The sequence below is a fragment of the Stenotrophomonas sp. ATs4 genome, from assembly GCF_051861585.1.
In the GTDB taxonomy this organism is placed as follows: domain Bacteria; phylum Pseudomonadota; class Gammaproteobacteria; order Xanthomonadales; family Xanthomonadaceae; genus Stenotrophomonas; species Stenotrophomonas maltophilia_AS.
Window position 1 is genome coordinate 49,976 of the sequence record NZ_JBLYPK010000005.1, and the last position, 26,330, is coordinate 76,305.

The 26,330-nt window shown below is 67.1% G+C and carries 19 protein-coding genes and 1 pseudogene; 11 read left to right on the forward strand and 9 right to left on the reverse strand.

The genetic code is table 11. The annotated features are described in order from the left end of the window. The first annotated feature begins 37 nt into the window (after positions 1-37). From smeA to smeC, 3 genes are read left to right on the forward strand one after another with little or no spacing between them, the layout of a single operon-like run. A complete protein-coding gene (gene smeA / locus ABR323_RS10210) occupies positions 38-1,234 on the forward strand; it encodes a multidrug efflux RND transporter periplasmic adaptor subunit SmeA (protein ID WP_439449210.1) in 1,197 nt (398 codons plus the stop codon). Between the two features lie 12 nt (positions 1,235-1,246). Beyond that, positions 1,247-4,396 carry a multidrug efflux RND transporter permease subunit SmeB gene (gene smeB, locus ABR323_RS10215; protein WP_439449211.1) on the forward strand — a complete coding sequence of 1,050 codons (3,150 nt, stop codon included), beginning with the start codon at positions 1,247-1,249 and terminating at the stop codon, positions 4,394-4,396. Further along, the gene (gene smeC / locus ABR323_RS10220) at positions 4,393-5,808 is read left to right on the forward strand and encodes a multidrug efflux transporter outer membrane subunit SmeC (protein ID WP_439449212.1); all 1,416 of its coding nucleotides are present in this window, start codon (positions 4,393-4,395) and stop codon (positions 5,806-5,808) included. The genes smeB and smeC overlap by 4 nt, the downstream gene beginning before the upstream one ends. 385 nt (positions 5,809-6,193) lie before the next feature. On the opposite strand, the gene mnmG is transcribed toward smeC, so the two are convergent. Both mnmG and ABR323_RS10230 read right to left on the reverse strand, forming a co-directional pair. Next, on the reverse strand, positions 6,194-8,083 hold the full coding sequence (gene mnmG, locus ABR323_RS10225) for a tRNA uridine-5-carboxymethylaminomethyl(34) synthesis enzyme MnmG (protein ID WP_439449213.1): 1,890 nt from the start codon (positions 8,081-8,083) through the stop codon (positions 6,194-6,196). Positions 8,084-8,703: 620 nt separating this feature from the next. Continuing rightward, positions 8,704-9,186, reverse strand: a complete 483-nt coding sequence (locus ABR323_RS10230) for a hypothetical protein (protein WP_439449214.1) — start codon at positions 9,184-9,186, stop codon at positions 8,704-8,706. A gap of 159 nt (positions 9,187-9,345) precedes the next feature. Between ABR323_RS10230 and ABR323_RS10235 the strand changes: the two genes are divergently transcribed. Both ABR323_RS10235 and ABR323_RS10240 read left to right on the forward strand, forming a co-directional pair. After that, entirely contained in the window at positions 9,346-10,308 is a 963-nt protein-coding gene (locus ABR323_RS10235; protein WP_439449215.1) for a pyridoxal-phosphate dependent enzyme, read from the forward strand. Beyond that, entirely contained in the window at positions 10,293-10,937 is a 645-nt protein-coding gene (locus ABR323_RS10240; RefSeq protein WP_167796847.1) for a YdcF family protein, read from the forward strand. Before ABR323_RS10235 ends, ABR323_RS10240 begins: the two co-directional genes overlap by 16 nt. Before the next feature lie 202 nt (positions 10,938-11,139). Here the strand turns inward: ABR323_RS10240 and bioC are convergent, their stop codons facing one another. The 6 genes from bioC to ABR323_RS10270 all read right to left on the reverse strand — a co-directional run bounded on the left by bioC (position 11,140) and on the right by ABR323_RS10270 (position 17,542). After that, positions 11,140-12,024 (reverse strand): malonyl-ACP O-methyltransferase BioC, encoded by an 885-nt coding sequence (gene bioC, locus ABR323_RS10245; protein WP_439449216.1) that lies wholly within the window; start codon positions 12,022-12,024, stop codon positions 11,140-11,142. A gap of 12 nt (positions 12,025-12,036) precedes the next feature. Continuing rightward, the gene (locus tag ABR323_RS10250; RefSeq protein WP_439449217.1) at positions 12,037-12,816 is read right to left on the reverse strand and encodes an SDR family oxidoreductase; all 780 of its coding nucleotides are present in this window, start codon (positions 12,814-12,816) and stop codon (positions 12,037-12,039) included. 29 nt (positions 12,817-12,845) lie between these two features. After that, positions 12,846-13,625 (reverse strand): pimeloyl-ACP methyl ester esterase BioH, encoded by a 780-nt coding sequence (bioH, locus tag ABR323_RS10255; RefSeq protein ID WP_439449218.1) that lies wholly within the window; start codon positions 13,623-13,625, stop codon positions 12,846-12,848. A gap of 17 nt (positions 13,626-13,642) precedes the next feature. Further along, on the reverse strand, positions 13,643-14,866 hold the full coding sequence (gene bioF / locus ABR323_RS10260; protein ID WP_439449219.1) for an 8-amino-7-oxononanoate synthase: 1,224 nt from the start codon (positions 14,864-14,866) through the stop codon (positions 13,643-13,645). Positions 14,867-14,933: 67 nt separating this feature from the next. After that, positions 14,934-15,977 carry a biotin synthase BioB gene (gene bioB / locus ABR323_RS10265; protein ID WP_439449220.1) on the reverse strand — a complete coding sequence of 348 codons (1,044 nt, stop codon included), beginning with the start codon at positions 15,975-15,977 and terminating at the stop codon, positions 14,934-14,936. A 158-nt stretch (positions 15,978-16,135) separates the two neighbouring features. Continuing rightward, positions 16,136-17,542 (reverse strand): hypothetical protein, encoded by a 1,407-nt coding sequence (locus tag ABR323_RS10270; protein WP_439449221.1) that lies wholly within the window; start codon positions 17,540-17,542, stop codon positions 16,136-16,138. Between the two features lie 341 nt (positions 17,543-17,883). On the opposite strand from ABR323_RS10270, the gene ABR323_RS10275 reads away from it, so the two are divergent. The 6 genes and pseudogenes from ABR323_RS10275 (at position 17,884) to ABR323_RS10300 (ending at position 24,353) form a co-directional block, all read left to right on the forward strand. Beyond that, positions 17,884-19,227, forward strand: coding sequence for a chloride channel protein (locus ABR323_RS10275; RefSeq protein ID WP_439449222.1), 1,344 nt, complete (start codon positions 17,884-17,886; stop codon positions 19,225-19,227). A gap of 157 nt (positions 19,228-19,384) precedes the next feature. Continuing rightward, positions 19,385-21,049, forward strand: coding sequence for a S41 family peptidase (locus tag ABR323_RS10280; protein WP_439449223.1), 1,665 nt, complete (start codon positions 19,385-19,387; stop codon positions 21,047-21,049). Between the two features lie 415 nt (positions 21,050-21,464). Next, positions 21,465-22,489: pseudogene (locus tag ABR323_RS10285) on the forward strand (L-dopachrome tautomerase-related protein). Positions 22,490-22,586: 97 nt separating this feature from the next. Further along, on the forward strand, positions 22,587-23,276 hold the full coding sequence (locus ABR323_RS10290) for a ComF family protein (protein WP_439449224.1): 690 nt from the start codon (positions 22,587-22,589) through the stop codon (positions 23,274-23,276). Between the two features lie 58 nt (positions 23,277-23,334). Continuing rightward, a complete protein-coding gene (locus tag ABR323_RS10295) occupies positions 23,335-23,886 on the forward strand; it encodes an HdeD family acid-resistance protein (protein ID WP_439449225.1) in 552 nt (183 codons plus the stop codon). 50 nt (positions 23,887-23,936) lie between these two features. Continuing rightward, on the forward strand, positions 23,937-24,353 hold the full coding sequence (locus ABR323_RS10300) for a SecDF P1 head subdomain-containing protein (RefSeq protein ID WP_439449425.1): 417 nt from the start codon (positions 23,937-23,939) through the stop codon (positions 24,351-24,353). Positions 24,354-24,405: 52 nt separating this feature from the next. Here ABR323_RS10300 and ABR323_RS10305 read toward each other — a convergent pair whose 3' ends face one another. Next, a complete protein-coding gene (locus tag ABR323_RS10305; protein WP_439449226.1) occupies positions 24,406-26,181 on the reverse strand; it encodes an MFS transporter in 1,776 nt (591 codons plus the stop codon). Between the last annotated feature and the right edge of the window lie 149 nt (positions 26,182-26,330).

The following is a 26,330-nucleotide window of genomic DNA, read 5'->3' on the forward strand; positions in this document are numbered from 1 at the left end:
AGCGTGCAGGGGTCAACGCAAGGCCCCCACGCCCCCCATGTCACTCCCGCGCCTGCTGTCCCACTCCCCCCGTCCGCTGTTGTTGCCCTTGCTGCTGGCCTTGTCTGCCTGTTCGGCGGGCAGGACCGAAATGCCGGCCACCCCCGAAGTGGGCGTCATCACTGCCAGCGCGCAGCCGCTGGCGCTGCAGCAGACCCTGCCGGGTCGAGCGGTGGCGTTCGAGGTGTCCGAGGTGAGGCCGCAGATCGGTGGCCTGATCCGCCAGCGGTTGTTCACCGAAGGCCAGCAGGTCAAGGCCGGCCAGTTGCTGTACCAGGTCGATCCGGCGCCGTACCAGGCCGCCTTCGATACCGCTCGAGGCCAGCTGGCGCAGGCCGAGGCCACCGTGCTGTCGGCGCAGCCGAAGGCCGAGCGCACCCGCACGCTGCTGGGCATGGATGCGGCCAGCAAGCAGGACGCCGACGATGCCACTTCGGCACTGAAGCAGGCGCAGGCCAATGTCATCGCCGCGCGCGCTGCGCTGCAGTCCGCCCGCATCAACCTCGACTACACCCGGGTGGCCGCACCGATCGACGGCCGCATTGGCACCTCCAGCGTTACTGCCGGCGCGCTGGTCGCTGCCGGCCAGGATGCGGCACTGGCGACCATCCAGCGGCTGGACCCGGTCTATCTGGACGTGACCCAGTCCAGTACGCAGATGCTGGCGCTGCGCAAGCAGCTCGATGCCGGCCTGGTGAAGGCCATCGACGGCAAGGCACAGGTGAAGGTGCTGCTGGAGGACGGCAGCACCTATGCCCATGAAGGCACGCTGGAGTTCGTCGGCAGCGCGGTCGATCCGGGCACCGGCAACGTGGTGCTGCGCGCGGTCATTCCGAATCCGGACGGTCTGCTGCTACCGGGCATGTACCTGAAGGCTGTGCTGCCGATGGCCACCGACGCGCGTGCCCTGCTGGTGCCGCAGAAGGCGGTGCTGCGCAATGAACGCGGCGAGTCGCTGCTGCGCCTGCTCGATGCAAAGGACCACGTGGTCGAACGCCGGGTCAGCACCGGGCAGGTGGTGGGCAACCAGTGGCAGATCACGCAGGGCCTGAAGGCCGGCGAGCGGGTGATCGTCAGCAACGGCAGTGCGGTAGCGCTTGGCCAGCAGGTGAAGGCGGTCGCGGCCACCACCGCGCAGCTGGCCGCCATGCCGGCGATCGACCCGAACGGCAACACCGACGAAACGTCGCACTGAGGCCCGCCGCGCATGGTTCGTTTCTTCATCGACCGGCCGATCTTCGCCTGGGTGATCGCCATCGCGGTCAGCCTGCTCGGCCTGCTCGCGATCCTGATCCTGCCGGTGGACCGCTACCCGCAGATCGCCCCGCCCACCATCACCATCCGCGCCACTTACACCGGTGCCTCGTCGCAGACCGTGGAAAACGCGGTCACCCAGGTCATCGAGCAGTCCCAGCAGAGCCTGGACCACCTGATGTACATGACCTCCACCAGCGCTTCCGATGGCTCGGCGCAGGTCAACCTGGTGTTCGCCACCGGCACCAACCCGGATACCGCACAGGTACAGGTGCAGAACCAGCTGCAGGCCGCCATGGCCACGCTGCCGCAGGCGGTGCAGCAGAACGGCCTGACCATCACCAAGTCCAGTGGTTCGATCTTCGAAGTGCTGTCGTTCACCAGCGAAGACGGCAGCATGGACAACTTCGATGTCGCCAACTTCATGGAAGCGCGCATCGACGACCAGATCAGCCGTGTCAGCGGCGTCGGCAACATCCAACCGATCGGCCAGGAATACGCCATGCGTATCTGGCTGGACCCGGAAAAGATGCGCCAGTACGCACTGATGCCGTCGGACATCGAGACCGCACTGCAGGCGCAGAACACCGATGTGTCGGCCGGTGAGCTGGGGGGCCAGCCGGCGCTGAAGGGCCAGCAGCTGGACGCGACGGTGACCGCGCGCAGCCGCCTGCACACGCCCGAGCAGTTCGCGCAGGTGGTGCTCAAGGCCGATGCCAACGGCAGCGTGGTGCACCTGGGTGATGTGGCGACGATCGGCCTGGGGCCGGAGAGCTACGACAGCATCAGCACCTTCAACGGCAAGCCGTCGGCCTCGCTGGGCATTGAGCTTAATGCCGGTGCGAACGCGATCGCCGTCTCCAAGGCCATCGATGCACGGCTGCAGCAGCTGCAGAAGTACTGGCCGCATGGCTACAGCGCCCACGTGGCCTTCACCACCACGCCATTCGTGACCATCTCGCTGAAGGAAGTGGTGATCACCCTGATCGAGGCGATCGCGCTGGTCGTGCTGGTGATGTACCTGTTCCTGCAGAACTGGCGCGCCACGCTGATCCCGACCATCGCGGTGCCGGTGGTGCTGCTGGGCACGTTCGGCGTGCTGGCCGCGTTCGGGTATTCGATCAACACCCTGACCATGTTCGCGCTGGTGCTGGCCATCGGCCTGCTGGTGGACGATGCCATCGTGGTGGTGGAGAACGTGGAGCGGGTGATGACCTTCGAAGGGCTGGCACCGAAGCCGGCCACGCTGAAGGCGATGGGCCAGATCACCGGCGCGCTGGTCGGCATCGTGCTGGTGCTGACCGCGGTGTTCCTGCCGATGGCGTTCTTCAGCGGTGTCACCGGCGTGATCTATCGCCAGTTCTCGGTGACGATTGCCGCGGCGATGATCCTGTCGGTGCTGGTGGCGATGACCATTACTCCGGCGCTGTGCGGCAGCATCCTGCATCAGATTCCCAAGGGCGGCCATCCGCATGGCGACCACGGTGGCGAGCCGAGCCTGCTGGGCAAGTTCTTCATCTGGTTCAACCACCGTTTCGAGCGCATCTCCAACGGCCTGCGTCACCGCGTGGATGGCTTCCTCGGCCAGCGCACGCTGGGGGTGCTGTTCTACCTGGTGCTGAGCGTGGCCACCGGGCTGCTGCTGTGGCACCTGCCGGGTGCATTCCTGCCCGATGAGGACCAGGGCATGCTCAACGCGCTGGTGAAGCTGCCAGCCGGCTCCACCCTGGAGCAGACCCGTGCAGTGATGGATCGCCTCAGTGCCGCCGCAGTGAAGGACGACAGCGTGCTGTCGATCCAAGCCACGGCCGGTTTCAGTGTCACCGGCAGCGGCCAGAACGTCGGCCAGGCCTTCATCCGGCTCAAGGACTGGGATGACCGCAAGGACGATGCCGATACCATCGCCGCGCGGCTGACCGCGGCCATGGCCCGCGTGCCCGATGCGCAGGTCTTCATCACCTCGCCGCCGGCCATCCTCGGCCTGGGTGATGCGGGGGGTTTCACCCTGGAACTGCAGGACGAAGGCGGTGCCGGCCATGCCGCCGCCGTGGCCGCGCGCAATACCCTGCTGAGGGAGGCCGCCAAGGATCCGAAGCTGGTCAACGTGCGTTACGCCAGCCTGGAAGACGCGCCGGTGTACGCAGTGAAGGTGGACGACGCCAAGGCACAGGCCATGGGCGTGAATCCGCAGGACATCAATGACACCTTGAATGCCGCACTGGGCGGCGACTTCGTCAACAACTTCATCTACAAGGGCCGCATCAAGAAGGTGTTCATCCAGGGCACGGCCGAAGCACGCATGCAGCCGCAGGACATCGAGCGCTGGAGCGTGCGCAACCAGGCTGGGCAGATGGTGCCGCTGTCGTCGTTGGTCAGCACGCACTGGACCAGCGCGCCGGCCGCATTGCAGCGCTACAACGGCGTATCGGCGATGGAGATCACCGGCCAGCCTGCGCCGGGGGTCAGCTCCGGTGAAGCGATGGCCGAGATCGCACGCCTGGCCGACACGCTGCCGGAAGGCTTCAGCCATGCCTGGTCGGACATGGCCTACCAGGAACAGCTGTCGGGCAACCAGGCACCGATGCTGTATGCCATCTCGTTGCTGTTCGTGTTCCTGTGCCTGGCCGCGCTGTACGAAAGCTGGGCGGTGCCGTTCGCGGTGATGCTGGCGGTGCCGGTGGGCGTGTTCGGTGCCGTGCTGATGATGAACCTGCGTGGCCTCAACAACGACGTGTACTTCCAGGTCGGCCTGCTGACCACGATTGGTCTGGCGGCGAAGAATGGCATCCTGATCGTCGAGTTCGCGCGCATCCTCGAACAGCAGGGCAAGAGCACCCGCGAAGCGATCCTGCAGGCGGTCTATCTGCGGCTGCGGCCGATCGTGATGACTTCGCTGGCGTTCCTGATGGGCGTGTTGCCGCTGGTGTTCGCCACCGGCGCCGGTTCGGCCGCGCGCCGTTCGCTGGGTACCGGCGTGGCCGGCGGTACGGTCGCCTCGATGGTGCTGGGCATGTTCTTCGTGCCGTTGTTCTACCTGCTGGTGCGCCGCATGTTCCCGGGCCGCGCGCCGGTCGAAGCCACTGCCCCGGAGGCAAGCCCATGAAGCCGATGCTGCTGCGCGCCCTGGCGGCCGCCACGATGACCGCCGCGCTGGGCGGCTGCGTGAGCATGGCGCCGCACTACCAGCGCCCCGAGGCGCCGGTGCCGGCACAGTTCAGCAATGCCGCCACCGGCGAGGCCGAGCCGGCATTGGCGATGCCGGCCTGGCGCGAAGTGTTCCTGGAGCCGCGCCTGCAGCAGGTCATCGCGCTGGCACTGCAGAACAACCGCGACCTGCGCGTGGCGGTGCTGCAGGTGGAGAAGGAACGCGCGCAGTACCGTATCCAGCGCGCCGCGCTGCTGCCGTCGGTGGATGCCAGCGGCAGCGTGAACCGCTCGCGCTCCAGTGATGCCACCAGCGAGACCGGCGTATCGCAGGTGACAGAGTCCGATAGCGTGCAGGTCGGCATCAGCAGCTGGGAACTGGACCTGTTCGGGCGCATCCGCAGCCTGAAGAACGAGGCCCTGCAGAACTGGCTGGCCAGCGCCGAGAACCAGCGTGCGGCACGCACCAGCCTGGTCGCCGAAGTGGCCACGGCCTGGCTGGCGCTGGCGGCCGACGAGCAGTCGCTGGCGTTCACCCGGCAGACCCTGGACAGCCAGCAGCAGACCCTGCAGCGTACCGAGGCCCGCCATGCACAGGGCCTGGCCTCGGGCCTGGACCTGTCGCAGGTGCAGACCAGCGTGGAGGCTGCGCGCGCTGCGCTGGCCAAGCTGCAGACCCAGCAGGCGCAGGATCGCGATGCGCTGCAGTTGCTGGTGGGCGCGCCGCTGGAGGCGGCACTGTTGCCCAGCGCGCAGGCACTGGATGGCACCGTGGCCCTGGCGCCGCTGCCTTCGAACCTGCCCTCGAGCGTGCTGCTGCAGCGCCCGGACGTGCTGTCCGCCGAACACGCGCTGCAGGCGGCCAACGCCGATATCGGCGCCGCGCGCGCCGCGTTCTTCCCGACGCTGACGCTGACCGCAAACTACGGCCACAGCTCCACGGCGTTGTCGACGCTGTTCTCGGCCGGCACCCGCGGCTGGTCGTTCGCACCCAGCATCACCGCACCGATCTTCCACGCCGGTGCGTTGAAGGCCTCGCTGGACGCCTCGAAGATCGGCAAGGACATCGGCATCGCGCAGTACGAAAAGGCGATCCAGCAGGCCTTCAGCGAAGTGGCCGATGCGCTGGCCGCACGCGATCACCTGGCCGCGCAGATGGACGCGCAGCGTGCGCTGGTCGCTGCCAGCCAGCGCAGCTACACGCTGGCCGATGCGCGTTACCGCACCGGGCTGGACGGCTATCTGCAGGCGCTGGATGCGCAGCGCAGCCTGTACGCCGCGCAGCAGGACCTGATTGCCCTGCAGCAGCAGGAGGCGGGCAACCGGGTGACGTTGTTCAAGGTGCTGGGCGGTGGCGCCGACGCACGGTAACGCGCTCGCTCCGGTAGCTGCCGACCTTGGTCGGCGCTGGGTTGTTCATCCACGCATGGCGTGGATCTACTGCAATGCTGCACGCGATCCGCGCTGGCAGGTGCCGACCGAATGCATGCCGTACGACCAGTAGATCCACGCCATGCGTGGATGAATGCCCCCGTCGATGCACGGTAGCGCCGGGCCATGCCCGGCGAGCGTCGCGTTACGCCACACAAATGCATGCCGTACGACCAGTAGATCCACGCCATGCGCGGATGAATGCCCCCGTCGATGCACGGTGTCGCCGGGCCATGCCCGGCGAGCATCGCGTTACGCCACACGAATGCATGCCGTACGACCAGTAGATCCACGCCATGCGTGGATGGCATTTGCCGATCCCGCGTTACGCCACGCGGCCGCGGCGTGCACGCTCCAGATGCACCAGCAGCAGCGAGATCGCGGCCGGGGTCATGCCGGGAATGCGCTGCGCCTGGCCGATGGTCTGCGGACGCACGCGTTCCAGCTTCTGCAGTACCTCGGCCGACAAGCCGCGCACGATCGCATAATCGAAGTCGCCGGCAATCGGCGTGGCTTCATGCCGCTGCTGGCGCTCGATCTCCTCGCGCTGGCGGTCCAGGTAGCCGGCGTACTTCACGCCGATCTCCACCTGCTCGGCCACCTTGGCGTCGGCCACGGCCGGGCCCAGCGACGGCACCTGCATCAACGTGGCGTAGTCCAGTTCCGGTCGCTTGATCAGGTCCAATACGTTGGTTTCGCGGCTGACGGCCACGCCCAGCGTTTCCTGCACTTCGCGGCCCAGCGCATTGCCGGGCGTCGCCCACAACGCACCCAGCCGCGCACGCTCGGCATCCACTGCTGCCTGCTTGGTTTCGAACGCACGCCAGCGACGGTCATCAACCAGACCCATGTCGCGGCCGGCCGGGGTCAGGCGCTGGTCGGCATTGTCCTCGCGCAGCTGCAGGCGGTACTCGGCGCGGCTGGTGAACATGCGGTACGGCTCGTTGGTGCCGTGGGTGATCAGGTCATCCACCAGCACGCCCAGGTACGCCTCGTCGCGGCGCGGGCACCAGCCGTCCAGCCCGCGCACCTGGCGCGCGGCGTTGAGGCCGGCCAGCAGGCCCTGCGCGGCGGCTTCTTCATAGCCGGTGGTGCCGTTGATCTGGCCGGCGAAGAACAGGCCGTTGACCAGCTTGGTTTCCAGCGAGGCCTTCAACCCGCGCGGGTCGAAGAAGTCGTATTCGATGGCGTAGCCGGGGCGGGTGATGTGCGCGTTTTCGAAGCCGCGGATGCTGCGCACCATCTCCAGCTGCACGTCGAATGGCAGCGAGGTGGAGATGCCGTTGGGGTAGATCTCGACGATGCCCAGGCCTTCGGGTTCGACGAAGATCTGGTGGCTGGCCTTCTCGGCGAAACGCACCACCTTGTCCTCGATGGACGGGCAGTAGCGCGGGCCGATGCCTTCGATCTGGCCGCTGTACAGCGGTGAGCGGTGCAGCGCGTCGCGGATGATCTGGTGGGTCTGTTCGGTGGTGTGGGTGATCCAGCAGCTGACCTGCTGCGGATGCTCGTCCACCGAGCCGAGGAAGGACATCACCGGGCGTGGGGTGTCGCCGGGCTGCTCATCCATCACGCTGTAGTCCAGCGAGCGGCCGTCGATGCGCGGCGGCGTGCCGGTCTTCAGGCGATCCACCTGGAACGGGCGTTCGCGCAGGCGCGCAGCCAGTGTGGTGGCCGGCGGGTCGCCCATGCGGCCGGCGGCGTACTGGGTCGGGCCGACATGGATCTTGCCAGCCAGGAAGGTGCCGGCGGTCAGCACCACCGCCTCCGCATCGAAGCGCAGACCGGTCTGGGTGATGACGCCGCGTACGGCGTCGCCTTCGATGACCAGATCGTCCACTGCCGCCTGGAACACGGTCAGGTTGGCCTGGCCTTCGACGATGGCGCGGATCGCCATGCGGTACAGGTTGCGGTCGGCCTGGCAGCGGGTGGCGCGCACGGCCGGGCCCTTGGAGGCGTTGAGCGTGCGCCACTGGATGCCGGCGCGGTCGGCGGCATGCGCCATCGCACCGCCCAGGGCGTCGATTTCCTTGACCAGATGGCCCTTGCCGATGCCGCCGATGGCCGGGTTGCAGCTCATCGCGCCCACCGTTTCGATGTTGTGGGTCAGCAGCAGGGTGCGCACGCCGGTGCGGGCCGCGGCCAGCGCGGCTTCGGTGCCAGCGTGGCCACCGCCGATGACGATGACGTCGTAACGATGGAAGGAATGGGTCATGGGGGCAGGTCAACAAGGGACGGGCGCGGCCGGGGGCGGCGCCGGGGTGGCGATTTTAGCGCCATTCGGAGGGGGGCGACGGGCCCGGATCGGGTGCGGGATGAAATCCGCCCTAAAGTTGGCAGGATTTTTGCAGATAACCCAATAGCACCCACCGTGGCTGGCGCCGCAGGCGCCCGTGACCGGAATTGGAACAGGGGCCGGTACAGGCGCACGGTGGGGGAGCAGAGGGCCGGCAGTCGGGGGACTGTCCGGCCCTGTTTTTTCTGGGGGCTATCGGGAGAGCTCCATCCACGCATGGCGTGGATCTACTGATGACGGGCCCTGGGTAGATCCACGCCATGCGTGGATGCCCACCATCCGCAATGCCGGGTGGATCCACGCCATGCGTGGATGCTGTTGCGGTGTGCCCCAAAAAACAAACGGCCCCGCATTGCGGGGCCGTCTGCCTTCAGAGGTGCCGACATCCGACAGGGCCGGAACAGGGGGGATCCAGATGTTCCTGTCGGATATCGACGTAGAGCTTTTTGCGGCGGCCCGTGTCGTTTTTGTCACTTTGTGACGCGGGCCGTCACTGTCCGCGTAGATTGCGGCTTAGACCGTGTGAAATGCAAGACGGTTCAACGCTCAACTGTGCGCTGCGTCCCACGATCCATGTTGCGCCAAGGGGAACCGTTCATCCTCGGCGCACTTGGCGCCGGCGCCGGACGGGCCTGCGGCGGGGGCGCTGATGGCTGCACGTTGGACTGCGGCGGGCGCCGCATCGAATCCATGTTCCGCCACGGCGAACCACCGTTGTAGGACGGGCGCGAGGGCGGCGGCGGACGGTTCTCGCCACCATTGCCCGGACGCGGCGGCGGGCGGTGGTTGTGCGGCGGGCGGTAGACCGGACGCCCGTAGTATGGGTTGCCGTAGCCGCCGTAGTAGCCGCCATAGCCGCCGTAATAGCCGGAGTTGTAGGGATAACCGGCCGGATAGCGGTATTCCACCGACGGCGCACCGTGGTAGTAGCCGCCACCGCGGCCACCCCCGACGTAGTCGTAGGTGGTGCAGCCGGTCAGGGCCAGCATCAGGCCACCGGCAAGCATCAAGCGCATTTTCATGGTGGGTCCCCCCAGAGGACGGGTGTGCAGTCAGCTTCGTGCGCGGGCATTGAATCGGCCCTTAATTCCGCTGCCCAGGATGAATGGAGGCGAAGGGCTGCATGCTGGCATGACCTGTGTCCCGGTCGCCAGCGCGGGGCCATACGTTAATCTTGCGTCATGAGCGATTCACTGTTGCCCCGCGCCGACGACGTCCTGCTTGCTGCCGCGAGGATCGCCCCGCACGCCAGCGTGACCCCGGTGCTGCACTCGCGCACGCTCGATGCGCTGGCCGGGGCGCGGCTGGCCTTCAAGGCCGAGCACCTGCAGCGCGGTGGCGCGTTCAAGTTCCGCGGTGCCTGCAACGCGGTGTGGTCGCTGGATGCCGACCGCGCCAGTGCCGGCGTGGTGACGCATTCCTCCGGCAACCATGGCGCCGCGCTGGCGCTGGCCGCGCGCACCCGTGGCATCCCCTGCCATGTGGTGGTGCCGGAAGGGGCGGTGGCAGCCAAGCTGGCCAACATCGCCCGGCATGGCGCCACGCTCTGGCACTGCCCGCCGACCATCGCCGACCGTGAGGCCACCTGCGGCAAGGTGCAGGCTGATACCGGCGCGACGCTGATTCATCCCTATGCCGATCCGGCAGTGATGGCCGGGCAGGGCACCGCCGCCCTGGAACTGCTGCACAGCGACGGCCCGTTCGACGTGCTGGTGGTGCCGGTGGGCGGCGGCGGCCTGGCCAGCGGTACCGCGCTGGCCCTGCAGCACGCCAGCCCGCAGACCCGGCTGGTGCTGGCCGAACCGGCCGGTGCCGATGACACCGCGCGTTCGCTGGCCGCAGGCGAGCGCCTGGGCGCGTTCACCCCGGACACGATCTGCGACGGCCTGCGTACCCTGATCGGCGCCCCCAATTTCGAACTGCTGCGCGCGGCCGGTGCCGAGGTGATCGTGGTCGATGACACCGCCACGATGTCCGCGATGCGTCTGCTGTGGGAGGTGCTCAAGCAGGTGGTCGAGCCATCCTCGGCCACCGTACTGGCCGCGGTGCTGGCACAGCCGCAGCGTTTCGCCGGCCTGCGCGTGGGCCTGGTGCTGTCCGGCGGCAATGTCGACCTGCCAGCGCTGCGCTGGGGGGCACCGTGAGCCGCGACCGGCATCGGCCTCGCACCGGTCTGCTGGGCTGGCTGTGGCGGTTGTTTGTCCTGCTGGTGATCTGGCTGCTGGGCGTGACTGCCTGGATCGTCTGGGTAGGCGAGCGTGACCAGGCGGCCAAGGCCGACGCCATCATCGTGCTCGGTGCAGCAGCCTATGACGCCAAGCCGTCGCCGGTGTTCGAAGAGCGCATCCGCCATGGACTGGATCTGTACGAAGCCCGCTACGCGCCGCTGCTGATCTTCACCGGCGGCTATGGCGGCACCGGCGCGCGCTTCTCTGAATCGCAGGTGGCGCGGCGTTACGCGCTCAAGCACGGCGTACCGGACGACGCGATCCTGATCGAGACCGCTTCGCGCAATACGGTGCAGAACCTGGTCGAAGCCAAGCGGCTGATGGAGCAGCGTGACCTGCACCGGGTGATCATCGTCAGCGACCCGCTGCACATGGCGCGCGCGTTGCGGCTGAGCAAGGCACTGGGGATCGACGCACTGGCCTCGTCCACGCCCAGCACGCGTTTTCGCAGCTTCCATACCAGCTGGCGTTTCCTGGTGCAGGAAATCTACTTCTTCCACCGCGATCTGGTGCGCCCGCCGCTGAGTTCGCCGGCCAACACCTGAGCGGCGGCCTGCATTTGGTGGGTGCCAACCTTGGTTGGCACAACCTGTCAGATTGCGATGCCGCCGGCACCGTGCCGACCAAGGTCGGCACCTACCAGAGCGATTCGAGTACGGCGTGGCATCCGGTAGTGCCGGCCGCTGGCCGGCAAATTTTCCCATGGATTCATGAAGTTGCCGGCCAGCGGCCGGCACTACCGGACGATCAGGTCTGCTTGCGGCGGATCGGAATCGCCGACACCGGCACCGATGCCACGTCATGCCCGCCTTCGCGGATCGGCGCACCCGGATCCGGTGCCCAGGCGTGGGCATAAATCACTTCCCAGCTGCTGGGCAGCTTGCCGTCGGCACGGCGCATTGGTTCGTATGCCGCTGCCGCTGCCGTGAACCGACCGCGCCCGGTCAGCGTATGGCGGCGGTCCACCCGCGCATTGGTCGCGCCCATCGCGCGCAGTTCGCGCATCAATGACGGCAGGTCATCATAGGTCAGGGTAAACAGGTCGCGGTCCAGCACCGGGTCGCGGAAGCCGGCCATCATCAGCGCGTCGCCGAACTGCGCGATCTGCGCGAAGCGGCTCACGTGCGGGCGGTCATCGGCGGCAGCGAAGGCCTCGTTGAGTTCGATCAGGGTTTCCGGGCCAAAGGTAGAACACACCAGCAGGCCACCGGGCTTGAGCACGCGACGGAAGCCTGCGAACACCGCCGGCAGGTCGTCCACCCACTGCAGGCACAGGTTGCTGAAGATCACATCGACGCTGTTGTCGGCCAACGGCAATGCGGCGGCGTCGCCGCACAGGCGCTGGAACGGCTTCCACCAGCCCGCCTGGCGCTTGGCCTGGTCCAGCATCGGCAGCGCCACGTCCAGCGCGATCACCTGTGCCTTCGGCCAGCGCTTTTTCATCAACGCGCTGGCATGGCCGGTACCCGCGCCGATGTCCAGCACCACTTCGGGCTTGCGCGCCTCCAGGTAGTCCAGCGATTCGATCAGCCGCGACTGCACTTCGCGCTGCAGGGCGGCGGCGGCGTCGTAGCTGTTGGCGGCGCGGGCAAACGCGCGGCGGACGTGGCGGGCATCGAAGTGGGACGGCATTGCAGAAGTCTCTTAGAACGTACCGGGGTAGGCGCCGCCGTCGATCAGCAGGTTCTGCCCGGTGAGGTAACCGGCCTGTGCACTGCACAGGAAGGCGCAGGCGGCGCCGAATTCGTCCGGCGTGCCGAAGCGGCCGGCGGGAATCTGCTGGCGGCGGCGCTCAGCCACTTCGCCGGCGTCGCCGTCCTTGCCCGCACTGTGGGCGAAGTTGGCGCGCAGGCGGTCGGTGTCGAACTGGCCGGGCAGCAGGTTGTTGATCGTGACGTTGTGGGCCACGGTGCGGCGCGACAGGCCGGCAACGAAACCGGTCAGGCCGCTGCGCGCGCCATTGGACAGCGCCAGGATGTCGATCGGGGCTTTCACCGCCGACGAGGTGATGTTGACGATGCGGCCGAAGCCGCGTTCGATCATCGCGTCGACGGTGGCGCGGATCAGCGCGATCGGCGCCAGCATGTTGGCATCCAGCGCGGCGATCCAGTCGTCGCGCTCGAAATTGCGGAAATCACCGGGCGGCGGACCACCAGCGTTGTTGACCAGGATGTCCACCTGCGGGCACGCGGCCAGCGCCGCGGTACGGCCGGCCTCGGTGGTGACGTCGGCGACGACCGCGCGCACCTCAGTAGCGCCGGACAGGGCGCGCAGTTCTTCAACGGCGGCCTGCAGAGCGGTTTCGCCACGGGCCACGATCACCACGTTGACGCCCTCGCGCACCAGCGCACGCGCGCAGCCCAGGCCCAGCCCCTTGCTTGCGCCGCAGACCAGTGCCCAGCGGCCATTGATACCCAGATCCATGTGTCAGTCCTGCGGAGATCGGAAGGCGATCATTGTCCGCCATCGGCCGGTAACAGGCCGGCAACGAAGTGTTGCAGGGCGGCAGCCACCTCGTCGGCATGGCCGAGGAAGGGCGCATGGCCGCCGTGGGCGATGGTCAGCGATTGTCCGCCCGGGGCCAGTGCGGCGGCGGCCTGCATCGCCGCTGGCGAAACCAGCCGATCGCGCTGGCCGGCGATCCACAGGCTGGGCTTGCCCAGGGTCGGCAGTGCACCGCGCAGGTCGGTGCTTTCCAGCAGGCGCAATCCTTCCAGAAGGGCACGTTCGGTGGGCGCACCGCGCTCGACCAGGCGCTGGCGCAGCGTGCGCAGTTCCTCGCGGGCGTGCGCCGAGCCCATCACGTCCAGCGCAAGGAAGCGCTCCAGGGTGCCGGCGAAGTCGGTGGCCAGCTCACGACCGAACTGCTCGAACACGGCCGGCTCTACCGCGTGCGGCCAGTCCTCGCCACGTACGAAGCGCGGCGTAGCGGCGATCATCGCCAGCCCGCGCACCTTCGGCAGCGTCGCCGCCGCGTGCAGCGCGAACAGGCCACCCAGCGACCAGCCACACCACACCGCCGGCGGCGTGGCCGCGGCGATGGCGTTGACCACGAACGGCAGGCGCAGCGGCGTGGTGTCCTCGCGGCTGTGACCATGGCCGGGGAGGTCGACCAGATGCAGGGTGAACTGGTCGGCCAAGCGCTGCACCAGTGGTGCGAACACACCGCCCTGCAGGGCCCAGCCGTGGATCAGAACCAGGTCCGGCCCGCGGCCGGCGACTTCAATATGCATGGGCGACTACACGGAACTCAGGCAAAGGCGGGCAGCGGCGGTGGCGCGGCTTCGCGCACGGCCAGGGTGACGCGGTCGCGCGCGCTGGCGATGGCTTCCACCAGGCCCCGCACCTGTTCCGGCGCATGCAGCGCGGACAGTGTCACGCGCAGGCGTGCCTTGCCTTCCGGCACCGTCGGCGGACGGATCGCACCGACCAGCCAGCCGGCCTGCTCCAGCGCCGTGGACATCGCCACGGCGGTGTGATCATCGCCGCACAGCAGCGGCTGGATCGGTGTGTCGGAGGCCATCAGGTCCAGGCCATGGCGACGCGCTTCACTGCGGAACAGCGCGATCAGGTCGGTCAGCTTGGTGCGGCGCCAGTGGTCGCGGCGCGCCAGGCGCACCGCTTCAAGCGCAGCAGCGGCCATCGCCGGTGGCACGGCGGTGGTGTAGATGTACGGGCGCGCGGTTTCGGCCAGATGCTCGATCAGGTCGTCGCGGCCCAGCACCAGTGCACCGGAACCGCCCAGTGCCTTGCCCAGCGTGACCAGCTGCAGCGGCACGTCGTCCACGCCCAGCCCGGCGGCAGCCACCGCGCCACGACCGTCGCCGACCACGCCAACGCCGTGCGCATCGTCCACATAGAACAGCGCTTGCTGCAGGCGTGCCACAAGCGACAACGCGCGCAACGGGGCGATGTCGCCATCCATGCTGAAGACCCCGTCGGTGGCCAGCATCGCCGCGCCATCAGGCGCGTGCTTGAGCTGACGCATTGCACCTTCGGTGTCCAGGTGCGGGTAGCGGCGCAGACGCGCACCAGCCAACCGGGTCGCATCGAGCAGGCTGGCATGGTTGAGTTTGTCCTGCACGCAGACATCGTTCTCTTCGCTCAGCAGTGCTTGCTGTACCGCCAGATTGGCGGCGAAGCCACTGCCGAACAGCAGCGCACGCGGGTAGCCCAGCCACTCGGCTACCTCGCGTTCCAGCGTCTCATGCAAGGCGTGGTGGCCGCAGACCAGGTGCGAGGCACCGGCGCCAGCGCCTTCGCGCGCGGCGGCGTCCTGCAGTGCGTTGACCACGCTGAACTGCTGGGCCAGGCCCAGGTAGTCGTTGCTGCAGAAGCCGGTCAGCCACTGGCCGTCCACTTCCAGGCGCACGCCATCACGACGGGTGACCGTGCGTCGCGGGCGGCGACGGCCTTGGGCATCGCGCAGAGCGCGCTGGGCGTGGAGGCGGGCGGTCAGGTCGGGGCGGGCCATGGTGGCTGAATGCGACGACGGGGCGGCTAGGGTAGCGCGTTGCCGCGATGCCTGCTTGCACCCCGTCTCAGGCGGCGTGAGCGCAGCCACAGCCGCGCGTATCGGCACTGATATCGGCGTGCACGGTGCCGCCGTGGTCGTGGCCTTCGGCATCCACCTGCACCGCCATCGGCTGCAGGCCCAGGCGTGCGAACAGGGCCAGGTCGCGTTCGCTTTCCGGGTTGCCGGTGGTCAGCAGCTTGTCGCCATAGAAGATTGAATTGGCACCGGCCAGGAAACACAGCGCCTGCAGCTCGTCGCTCATCGCCTCGCGCCCGGCTGACAACCGCACCATCGAGCGCGGCATGGCGATGCGCGCCACCGCGATCATGCGCACGAACTCGAACGGGTCCAACTCGGCACTGCCATGCAGCGGCGTGCCCGCCACCTGCACCAGTTTGTTGATCGGCACCGAATCGGGATGCGCCGGCAGCGTGGCCAGTGCCAGCAGCAGGCCGACGCGCTGCGCGCGCGTCTCGCCCATGCCGACGATGCCACCGCAGCAGGTCTTCAGACCGGCATCGCGCACGTGCTCCAACGTGTCCAGGCGGTCCTGGTACTGGCGTGTGTGGATGATCGAATCGTAGTAGTCCGGCGCGGTGTCGAGGTTGTGGTTGTAGTAGTCCAGGCCGGCGTCCTTCAGCGCACGCGCCTGCTCACCACTGAGCATGCCCAGCGTGGCGCAGGTCTCCAGGCCCAGAGCCTTCACCCCGGCGATCATCGCCGCCACCTTCGGGATGTCGCGGTCCTTCGGTGAACGCCATGCCGCACCCATGCAGAAGCGCGACGCACCGGCGGCCTTGGCCTGGCGGGCCTTGGCCAGCACCGCGTCGGTCTCCATCAGCTTCTGCGCGTCCACCCCGGTGTTGTAGCGCTGCGCCTGCGGGCAGTACGCGCAGTCTTCCGGACAGCCGCCGGTCTTCACCGACAGCAGCGTTGAGACCTGCACCTGCGACGGGTCGAAGTGCTCGCGGTGGGCCGCTGCGGCGCGGAACAGCAGCTCGGGGAACGGCAGATCGAACAGCGCCTGCAGTTCGTCGTGTTGCCAGTCGTGGCGGATGGCAGCAGCCATGGCGGGACCTTGGGTACGAATGGAGCGAGGGCGGCAGTGTGGGTGGGCGCGCGCAGGCTGTCAACAATATTAATGTTCGTATGGTTTACAGTGTTTGCGCTCCGGGCGATCCCGCCCGGAGCGTTGCTTCTGTCGTCGAGCGCGAAAAGCGATCGGCATCAAGGCGTGTGCGGTGTTTCGCTGATCAGCGCGGTCACCTTGCCGAGGATGAAGGGACCGTCATCGAAGTAGCCGTGGCCCCAACCTTCGCGCTGGTCGGCATTGAGGTCATCAAGGGTCCACCAGCTCACCGCGCTTTCTCCCTTCCGGGCGAAGAACGCCTGGCAGGCCGAGATGTCTGCCCACGCCGCAGAGTTGCGATAGACGTTCTCCCGGGTGAAGAAGCGTTCCATGCCGAGCAGAGGTTCATCGGCAGCATCTTCGAAGATGTTGGACACGATGTAGAGCAGCGAACCGGGAAAGAACAGTGAGCGCTCGTTGGCTTCGTCGGCATCCCTCATCGCCAACTGCCGGAACCTCCCGATTCGGTCCTCGTGCTTCGAGATGGCACGCGCGAACCGACGGCACGTCACCGCAGGCGCTTCGAGAATAAGGTCGAACTTCAGATCCGGAAGGATCTGCGCCGCCTGGTCCAACAGCTCGCACAGGAAGATGCTGCCGGCGCTGTGGCCGACGAGCGTGATGCGGGGAACAGAGGCTTCGGACTGCAACTGACTGTGCAACTCGCGCAGGAATCTGACGCCACCCGATGCGGGGCCGTCGAATGAATCCTGTGCGTCCTTCTTCATGGGATTCCACCAGCCGATGCGCCCCACGTCATCGAGATAGAACTCACGCAGCACTTCTTCCACGATCACGGCAGAGACGGCGCCTGGGCGCCCTCGACCACTCTGCTGGCGCTGCCATACGCGTATCACCAGTCTGGCCACCTTGATGGCCAGCGCGATCCAATTCAATGCCATGGCCTTGTTGGGTGACGGAGTGCCAAACAGTTCCCTGGCCGTGCGCTCGTTGACGATGGCCGCGCGTTCGGCTGGCGGTTCGTGTGCCAGCATCTTGTTGGCGGGCGCCAGCGTCGCCTCCCTGTAATCCTCACGGGCCTCGGCAATGGCCTGGTTCACCTCGGGATCATCAGCGAATTCCTGCGCGAGATCTGCCGAAAGGCTCTCCTCTTCGGGTGGCGCGGCGTTGAGGATCTTCATACCGGGCGTGAGAACCTGCCCGCTGCCTAGCTTTTCCAGGATCTTGTCGTGGACTTTCCTGAAGAGAAATTTGGCGAGTACTGCACCCAGGATCTCGCCCAGGTTGTTCAACGGAGCTTCGATGTCACCCGTTTCCCAGACGAAGAACAAGGGGTAGGCCTGTGCCCGCACATAGGGGTCATGCAGGGCTTCTGCGATGCGCCGTCCACGCTTCTGCGAAACGCGGCCGCCATGTACATGGATGACGATTCCGGAAGGTGACCTGGCCTGCAGCGCGCGACCGACAATCCGGCGAAGGTCTGATTCCTGCAGCGTGCCATCACGAAGATGGATGATGTGATCTAGCGGGTCGTAGGCATTCATCTCACACTCCATTGTCATTGAGGATGTCGAGAACGAAGCAATTCACGCAGATGTCGGCACGCAGGTGCTGGCAAGCGCTACCGCGATGACGAGCGGTGGCGGCCTGTCGTTGCCGGCGGAGCTGCACCCCTCCCCAGAGGGCAGCGGCTGCAATGCTACCTCCACGAGGCGCGGTGGACGAACCCGGCAGGAGTCGGCCGGCCTTCACGCATGTGGGACGGCGTGCCATCGCTGCCAAAGCATGCGGTTCCCGGCGCGTGGGCGCATTCACCACATCCTGCAAGGCCTTCGGCCACAGTGGCCGCTGCCCAACCAAAGCGCTGGCGCGCAGACTCTGCCCCATGACCGATCTCCATCGCCTCCGCGGCCGTATCAGCGCGCTGGTCCTCAGTGAGGCCTGGCGCCGCCGTGCCGCGCTCTGGGGTGGTGCCGTGGCCGTGGCGCTGGTGGCCATCCTGTTTGCCAAGGCCAGTGACGCCGCCTTTCATGTATTCCAGCGGATCACATCGCACTCGCCGTGGTGGGCCCTGCTGCTCACGCCCGGCATCTTCGCGCTGCTGGCCTGGTTGACCGCCGGTGTGCTGAAACCCACGCGGGGCAGCGGTATTCCGCAGGTCATCGCCGCGTTGGACAAGGCCGATGAGCCGTTCCGGAAGACCAATCTTTCACCTGCGGTCTCGGCCGGCAAGCTGCTGCTGACCTCGTTGTCGCTGCTCGGCGGCGCATCGGTGGGGCGCGAGGGTCCCACGGTGCATGTAGGCGCCAGCCTGATGTACCTGTTCGGCCGCTGGTTCGGTTTCAAGGATCCCCGCGAGCTCTCGCACTTCCTGCTGGCCGGTGGTGCGGCGGGTATCGCGGCGGCGTTCAACACGCCGCTGGCCGGCATCGTCTTTGCCATCGAAGAGCTCAGTGGCCGCTTCGAGCATCGCTTTTCCGGCACCCTGCTGACCGCGGTGATCGTCGGTGGCGTGGTGTCGCTGGGCCTGCTGGGCAACTACACCTACTTCGGTCATGTCAGCGCGCGCCTGCCACTGGGCCAGGGCTGGCTGGCGATCCTGCTGTGTGGCGTGGTGGCGGGGCTGTTGGGCGGATTGTTCGCACGTGCGGTGCTGGCGAGTGCGGCAGGCCGCCCACGTTGGCTCGGGCAACTGCGGCAGCGGCATCCGGTTCTATTGGCTGCAGGCTGCGGTCTGGTGGTGGTACTGCTCGCCCTGGTCTTCGGTAACGGCGCGTTCGGCACCGGCTACGAGCAGGCGCGCAGCCTGGTGCAGGGGCAGGCGGTCGTTGGCCACGAATTCGGACTGATGAAGCTGCTGGCCAACCTCGCATCGTACGTGGCCGGTATTCCCGGCGGTCTGTTCTCGCCGGCGCTGGCGGTCGGCGCGGGACTGGGCCACAACCTGGCGGTGCTGATGCCGGGCGTGGACCCGCGCGCGTTCGTGCTGCTGGGCATGTGCGCCTACCTGACCGGTGTGACCCAGGCGCCACTGACCTCGGCGGTGATCTCGCTGGAGCTGACCGACAGCGGCGATCTGCTGCTGCCGATCCTGGCCACGGTGTTGATTGCTCGTGGCGTGTCCGGGCTGGTGTGCAGGGTGCCGATCTATCGTGGGTTGGCGGAGTTGTTGATGGTGCCGAAGGTCGTCGACGATGCCGCTGGCTCGGAGCCTGCTGCCCGACAGTGATGCGGGCGGTGCTCACTCGGCTTTCGCTACCCGGTTCTGCAATTGAAAGGAAGTGTCTGAAGCTCATCAGCTCAGGTGCCATTTCAAACCAGGGTGATGGCGGTGAACATCACGGTGACGGTGTTCGTCCACGCTTCCACTACCTGGAAACCTGCAGATGAGAAAGATGCTGCTGTTGTCCCTCTTTGTGTTTGCAGCCACAGGCCAGGCAGTGGCCGGCGAGTCTGCAAAGGAACAGGTTGCACGCGCACAGCTTGCCCATCAGGCAGGCGATTATCGTGCAAGCGCGGACCTCTATCACCGGGTTGCAGGTGCTCTGGACGACAACGCCGGCATCTTTGAACAAGAAGTGCTCTACGGTGGTGCCAGCGCTGCGGCGATGGCGGGAGACCGGGAGCAGGCCCTGGATTTCCTGGGGCGCGCGGTCAAGGCGGGTGTCATGCAGGCCGATCGCATCCGCCACGATCCCAGCCTGGCGTCGCTGCAGGGTGACCCGCGTCTGGACGCACTGCTGGCCGACATCGCCGCACAGCAGAAGCGCAGCGACAGGATCTGGAACAGTCCGGGCTTCGCCGTAGCCTACAGCGATTCCCTCAGTGAAGACCAACGCGTTGCCGGACTGTCGCGGCTGTGGTCCGAAGCAAAGTTCAGCTTCGCCAGTTTCGATCGGGTGCCAGACCTGGATTGGGATGCGTTGTATCTGGAGACGTTGCCGCGGGTACGCGCTGCACCGGACACCTATGCCTACTATCGGGAACTGCAGGCATTCCTCGCGCGGCTGCAGGACGGGCACAGCACGCTGGTGCTCAGGTCGGCCTCCATCCGGGATCGTTTCCAGGCACGTCCCGGGCTGAGCACCGCCTCTGTGGAAGGGCGGGTGTTCGTCCGCGATGTCTTCGATCCGGCGCTGCGTGCCGCAGGTATCAGCCGCGGATGGGAGCTGCTGACGATCGATGGCGAACCCGTGTCCGTCTACGCGGAGCGTGAACTCCGGCCGTACACGTCTGCATCCACCCCGCAGGATCTGCATTCCCAGATGTATGAGCGCTCCCTGTTGCAGGGACCTCTCGACCGGCCCTTGAGCATTGGCTTCAGTGACCCCCGTGGGAAAGAGCATGTCGTGAAGGTCGGGCGCATGCCGTCCAAGGAGTACAAAGCGGCCAGGCAGGAACCGCCGGCCTTCGAGTGGAAGCTGTTGCCCGGCAACGTGGCCCTGGTGACGTTGCGCTCGTTCTCCGACAACACCGCCGCCGACCAGTTCGAAGCGGCCTTCGCCCAGATTTCGCGCGCGGACGCGATTGTCTTCGACCTGCGCGACAACGGCGGCGGCAACAGCAACGTAGGCTATCGCATCCTGTCGCTGCTTACCGATCGACCGTTCCAGACGTCCGCGTGGCGAACGCCTGACTACCGGCCGGCGCTGCGTGCCTGGAGCATCAGCAATCCTGATTTCAACGCCGGTGCGGGCGAATGGCCACACGATGGCAAGCGTCATTACGCCAAGCCTGTGCTGGTACTGACAAGCGCACGCACCTATTCGGCTGCAGAAGACTTTGTCGTCGCCTTCGATGCGATGCGTAGGGGACGTATCGTAGGAGAGCTGACGGGCGGCAGCACGGGGTCCCCGATGATGTTCGATCTGCCGGGCGGCATGGTTGCTCTCATCTGCACCAAGCGCGACACCTATCCTGATGGAAAGGAGTTCGTCGGGGTGGGAATCGCGCCGCAGGCGGAGGTGCACCCGACCGTCGCTGACTATCGCAATGGCCGCGATACCGTGCTCGATGCCGCGGTGCGCCTGGCCAGAGCGGGCGCGCAATGACCGTTCTGCGCCGGCAGGCGCTGGCCTGACCACACTCTGCCCCTCCGATCCGGGGCAGGGCAATGCGCGGACGCCGACCTGCCTGACAACCACGCGTGCTGGAGACGTCGATAGACGGCAAGCATTACCGCGATCAATGAGATCAATCCGCGCTCCATCTTCACTCTCAAAGTGAAGCTGATTTCCGCCTGCGCCGTCTACCCGACGCTGGGCGCGCCGCTGAAGATGCGTCGACGCCGGGACTGCACCCGGACCCGCATCGAGAGCAACAATGATCAACCGCCGTATCCGCAGCCTGGCGGCTGCCGTCCTGGCCCTGGCCAGTTCCCCCGCGCTGGCGCTGGCAGGCACGCCTGTGCTGCCCAGCGAACGCAGCATCGGCATCATCGAGCCGGTGGCGCGTTTCGAGGGCGCCATGCCCACCAGTGTGGCGGTCTCCGAAACCGGTCGAATTTTCGTCAACTTCCCGCGTTGGGGCGATGAAGTGGCCTACAGCGTGGCCGAATGGCGCGATGGCCATGCCGTGCCCTATCCGGATGCGCGCATCAACCGCAAGGACGATCCCGACCCGGCAGCACATTTCATCAGCGTGCAGAGCGTGGTGGCTGATGGCCAGGACCGGTTGTGGGTGCTGGATACCGCCGCACCCGGGTTCTCTGCGCCACAGGCCGGTGGCGCCAAGTTGGTGGCGATCGATCTGGCCACCAATACTGTGGCCAGAACGCTGGTGCTCCCGGCCAACGTCATCGATGCGCGCACCTACGTCAACGATGTGCGCTTCGATTTTCGTGTCGGCCGCGAGGGCGTGGCCTACGTGACCGACTCGTCGCTGAGCGGTACTGGCGGCATCATCGTGATCGATCTTGCTACCGGTACCGCGTCCAAGCGCCTGATCGGCCACGTGTCGACGTCGGCCGATCCCGCGTTCGTGCCGATCGTGGAAGGACAGCAGATGCGGCTGCGCAACGCCGATGGAACGTCGCAGCCGTTTACCGTGGCTGCCGATGGCATTGCGTTGTCGCCCGATGGCAGCACGCTGTTCTATACTCGTTGTCCAGCCGCCATCTGTACAGCGTGCCGACCGCCTTGCTGCGCGATCCCAAAGTAAGTGAAGCGGCGCTGGCTGCGGCCGTGGTCGACCTGGGCGACAAGGGGGCATCCGATGGCATGGAAATGGACGCCAACGGCCGGCTGTATGCGAGCGACTACGAACACAACGCCATCCATGCCCGTGATGCGCAGGGGCGCTGGACGACCGTGGTGCACGACCCACGGATCCTGTGGCCCGATACCTTGTCGATGGGGCCCGATGGCTACCTGTACTTCATCGCCAACCAGCTGCATCGGCAGGCTGGATTCAATGGTGGCGTGGATCGCCGGCAGAAGCCGTACATGGTGTATCGCACCCGGGTGGATGCGGCACCGGCGCCAACGCGGTGAGGTGATCGGGGGGCGGTGGGTGGGCGACAAAACCCCTACGGCTGGTTGAGGACACCCCCGATGGTAATGCGCTGACGGCTGCGTCACGCTGAAGCGCATGTCTGCCTTCTTCGACGCGGGCCGCCACATGCAGGCAGCACTTCGCGTGCTGCTACCGCTTCGTTGCCTGGTCTGTGGTGATCCTGGCCACGATGAACTCGACCTCTGCGACGCCTGCCTTGCCGGATTGCCCTGGGCGGCCCGTTCCTGCCTGCGCTGCGCGTTGCCGTTGCCCGACACCGCACTGATTGTCTGCGGTACCTGCCGCGATGAATCGCCGCCACAGACGGCTACCCACGCCAGCCTGCTGTACCTGCCGCCGGTCGACCAGCTGCTGGTGCGCTACAAGTTCCACCAGGATCTCGCAGCCGGACGCCTGCTCGCGCAGCTGATGCAACGCGCACCGCCGCCCTGGTGGTCTCCACCGCTGGTGCCGGTGCCGCTGCACAATCGCAGGTTGCGCCAGCGCGGCTACAACCAGGCCGCAGAGCTGTGCCGCCTGCTGCCGATGCCGGTCTGGCAAGGGCTGTACCGGCGCCGCCACACCGCACCGCAGTCCGAACGCACGGCCGAACAACGCAGGGAAAACCTGTTCGATGCGTTTGACGTGCGTGGTTCCGTGCCAAGGCGACTGACTGTGGTCGATGATGTGATGACCACCGGCAGTACGGTGATGGAGGTCGCCGAGACGCTGCGTCTGGCGGGCGCTGCAGAGGTGCGTGTGTGGGTCTGCGCGCGGGCGCCGTGATCGCCCTCTTCATCCACAGGGGCTAGGATGAGGCCGGTTCCGGATCGAAGGAGTGGCCATGAATTCCCCCCTGTCTCCCTTGTTGTCGGCAGTTGGGCGCAGCTGGTGGATCCTGCTGCTGTACGGGCTCGTCGCACTGGGTTTCGGCATCGTTGCCATCGGCTGGCCGCTGTCCGCAGCGATGGCACTGGCGTGGACACTGGGCGTGATGGCCATCGTTGAAGGCGTCATCAGCCTGTTCGCACTGATCAGGGGCGGCAGTGGTGCCTCGCGCGGATGGCTGGCGCTGTATGCCATTGCCTCATTGGGATTCGGCATCCTCGCGGTGATCAATCCGCTGGCCACCGCCAGCGTGCTGGTGCTGTTCCTGGCGGCGTGGCTGCTGGTGGCCGGCATCTATCGCATCGTGTTCGCGATCCGCGTGCGCAAGCAGATCCAGGGCGAGTGGCTGCTGATCCTCAGTGGCGTGCTGGCGGTAGTGCTGGGCCTGCTGTTCGCGGCCAACCCGTATGCGGGCGTGGCGGTAACCACGCTGTGGATCGGCATCGGCAGCCTGCTGTACGGGTTGCTGCAGGTGGTGGTGGCATTCAAGCTGCGGAAGCTGAAGTGAGAGTTGCGCTTCCGCTGGTGATGGCGGCGGCATGGGGCCTGAGCGGTTGCATGCCAGGTGCCACACCCGGTGCGCTGGCCGGCAAGGAGCATGCGCCACGCCCGGGCGTGGATGTGCGACTGAGCGCGGTCGATGCAGCCGGCAAGGGCACACCGGTGCAGTGGCAGGGCGAAACCCTGGCCCTGCGCGAGCCGCCGATTGCCGGCAGTGCCGACATTGCCGATGTGCGCTACGTGCTGGACGCGGGCCAGCAGCCCGGCCTGCAGATCCGCTATCGGCCTGAAGCGCACCAGCGCATCCACGAGGGCACAGCAGCGCTGGTCGGCCAGCGTGCGGCGATCAGCGTGGATGGCCGCGTGCTGATGGTGGCGACGGTGCAGGGGCCGTTCGGCGAATCGATGATGCTGAGCGGGTTGCCCAGCGTTGCCGAGGCGCAGGAGCTGGCCAGGCACATCACGGGCCAATGACGGGCGCGCCAACAACTCCGCGCTGCGCGCGGAGGTTGACGAAGACCGACCGTTACCGGGCGAACCGCGCTTCGATCTCTTCCAGCGACTTGCCCTTGGTTTCCGGCAGCCAGAACGCGGCCACCAGGAAGAACAGGAAGGTGCAGCCGGCCCAGAACAGGAACATGCTGGCGTAGCCGTAGTGCCCCACCGTGGGCAGGAAGATCGCGGCGATGGTGGTCGATACGAACTGGTTGATCAACAGCGCGATGCTCATGCCATTGGAGCGGATGCGGTTGGGCATCAGCTCGGACAGCGCCAACCACACGCACACACCCGGGCCCACGGCGAAGAAGGCCACGAACACCAGAATGCAGGTGGCTACGGCCCAGCCATGCGCGGGCGGCGGGATCGGTCCGATGTGGGCCTGTTCGATGCGCAGCGGTGCGTGCGCGGCGCTGGCCGGGTCGGCGAACGGGTTCAGGTGCAGGGTGCGGAAGAACGCGCCGATGACGCTGTCCGGCTGCACGGTACCCGCGCGTTCCACGCGCAGCTCGCGGTCGGTCAGGTTGTCGCTGCGCAGGGCGCGCACGTTGGTGAAGTCGCCGTAGGCGTACGATACCGTCAGCTGCATCGGTCGGCCTTCGCTGTCGATGCCACCGCCCAGGCGCTGCCACTGCGCGTCGTCCAGCACCAGCCGCAGGCCGTCGCCGCTGACCGCCGCCTGCAGTTGCGGCTGCACATCGGCGCGGCCGCGCTCGGCCTGGAAGAACAGCGTGGCCGCCGCCAGCAGGGCCACGCAGATGCCGCCACTGCCGAGCATCAGCAGGAACTTGCGGCCCTTGCGATCGACCAGCAGCAGCGCAACCACGGTCATCACCGCGTTGAGCAGCTTGATCGCCACGTCGGCGCCGTTGGCCACCGAGCCGGACAGACCGGCCTGGTTGAGGATGTTCACCGCGTAGGCCAGCACCGAGTTGATGCCGGTGGCCTGGGTGCAGGCCAGCACCACGCAGGCCAGCACGAACGGCACCACGTAGCGGCGGCTGAGCAGGGGGTCACGCTTGCCGCTGCTGCTCGATTCCGGCGCCTGGATCTGCGCCAGCGTAGGCTCCACGTCGGCAGCGGGGAGGACGCGCTGCAGGCTGCGACGGGCATCCTCGATGCGGCCACGGCGCACCAGCCAGCGCGGTGATTCGGACAGCCAGAAGATACCGGCGCAGAACAGCAGGCCCGGCGCCAGGCAGGTCCAGAAGATGGTGCGCCAGGCGTGGTCCTTCACCGTGAACAGTTCCTGCGCCTGCTGTGCCACCGGCAGCGAACGCACGGCTTCGGTGGCGGCATCCACTGCGTGGGCGTGGTACAGGCCGATCAGGGCCGCCAGCACCAGGCCAACGGTCAGCAGCAACTGGAACATGGCCGCACCGCGCCCGCGTCGTTCGGGACTGAGCACTTCGGCCAGGTACAGCGGAATGACCACACCGATCAGGCCGCCACTGATGCCCTGCAGCAGGCGCCCCAGCAGCAGCGGGGTGTAGCCGGAGGCCAGCGCCATGATCGGGATCGATGCGGTGAACAGCAGGCCGGCCAGCAGCATCGCGCCGCGACGGCCGATCAGATCGGCGACCATGCCGGCGAACAGCGAGGACAACACGCTGCCCAGCAGTACCGCCGCCACCACGAAGCCGAGTTGCTGGCTGCTGAGCTGCCAGGCGTGGCTGGCGGTGGCCTCAAGGTAGGGCAGGGCACCGGCGATGATGCCGATATCGATGCCGTACAACAGGCCGCCGAGGCCGCCGATGAAGAGCAGGTAGCGTACGGGCCAGCGCGGAGCGGTGCTTGCGGTCATCGGCAGTTCCTGTGGTAGCGCCGGGCCATGCCCGGCGACGGTTCGTCGCAGATTGCTTTCTGTAGAGCCGAGCCATGCTCGACTGCTCTTCGTTCCGATATCGAGGTTCCCCGCACCGCGCGCTGCGCGGTGAGTCGAGCATGGCTCGA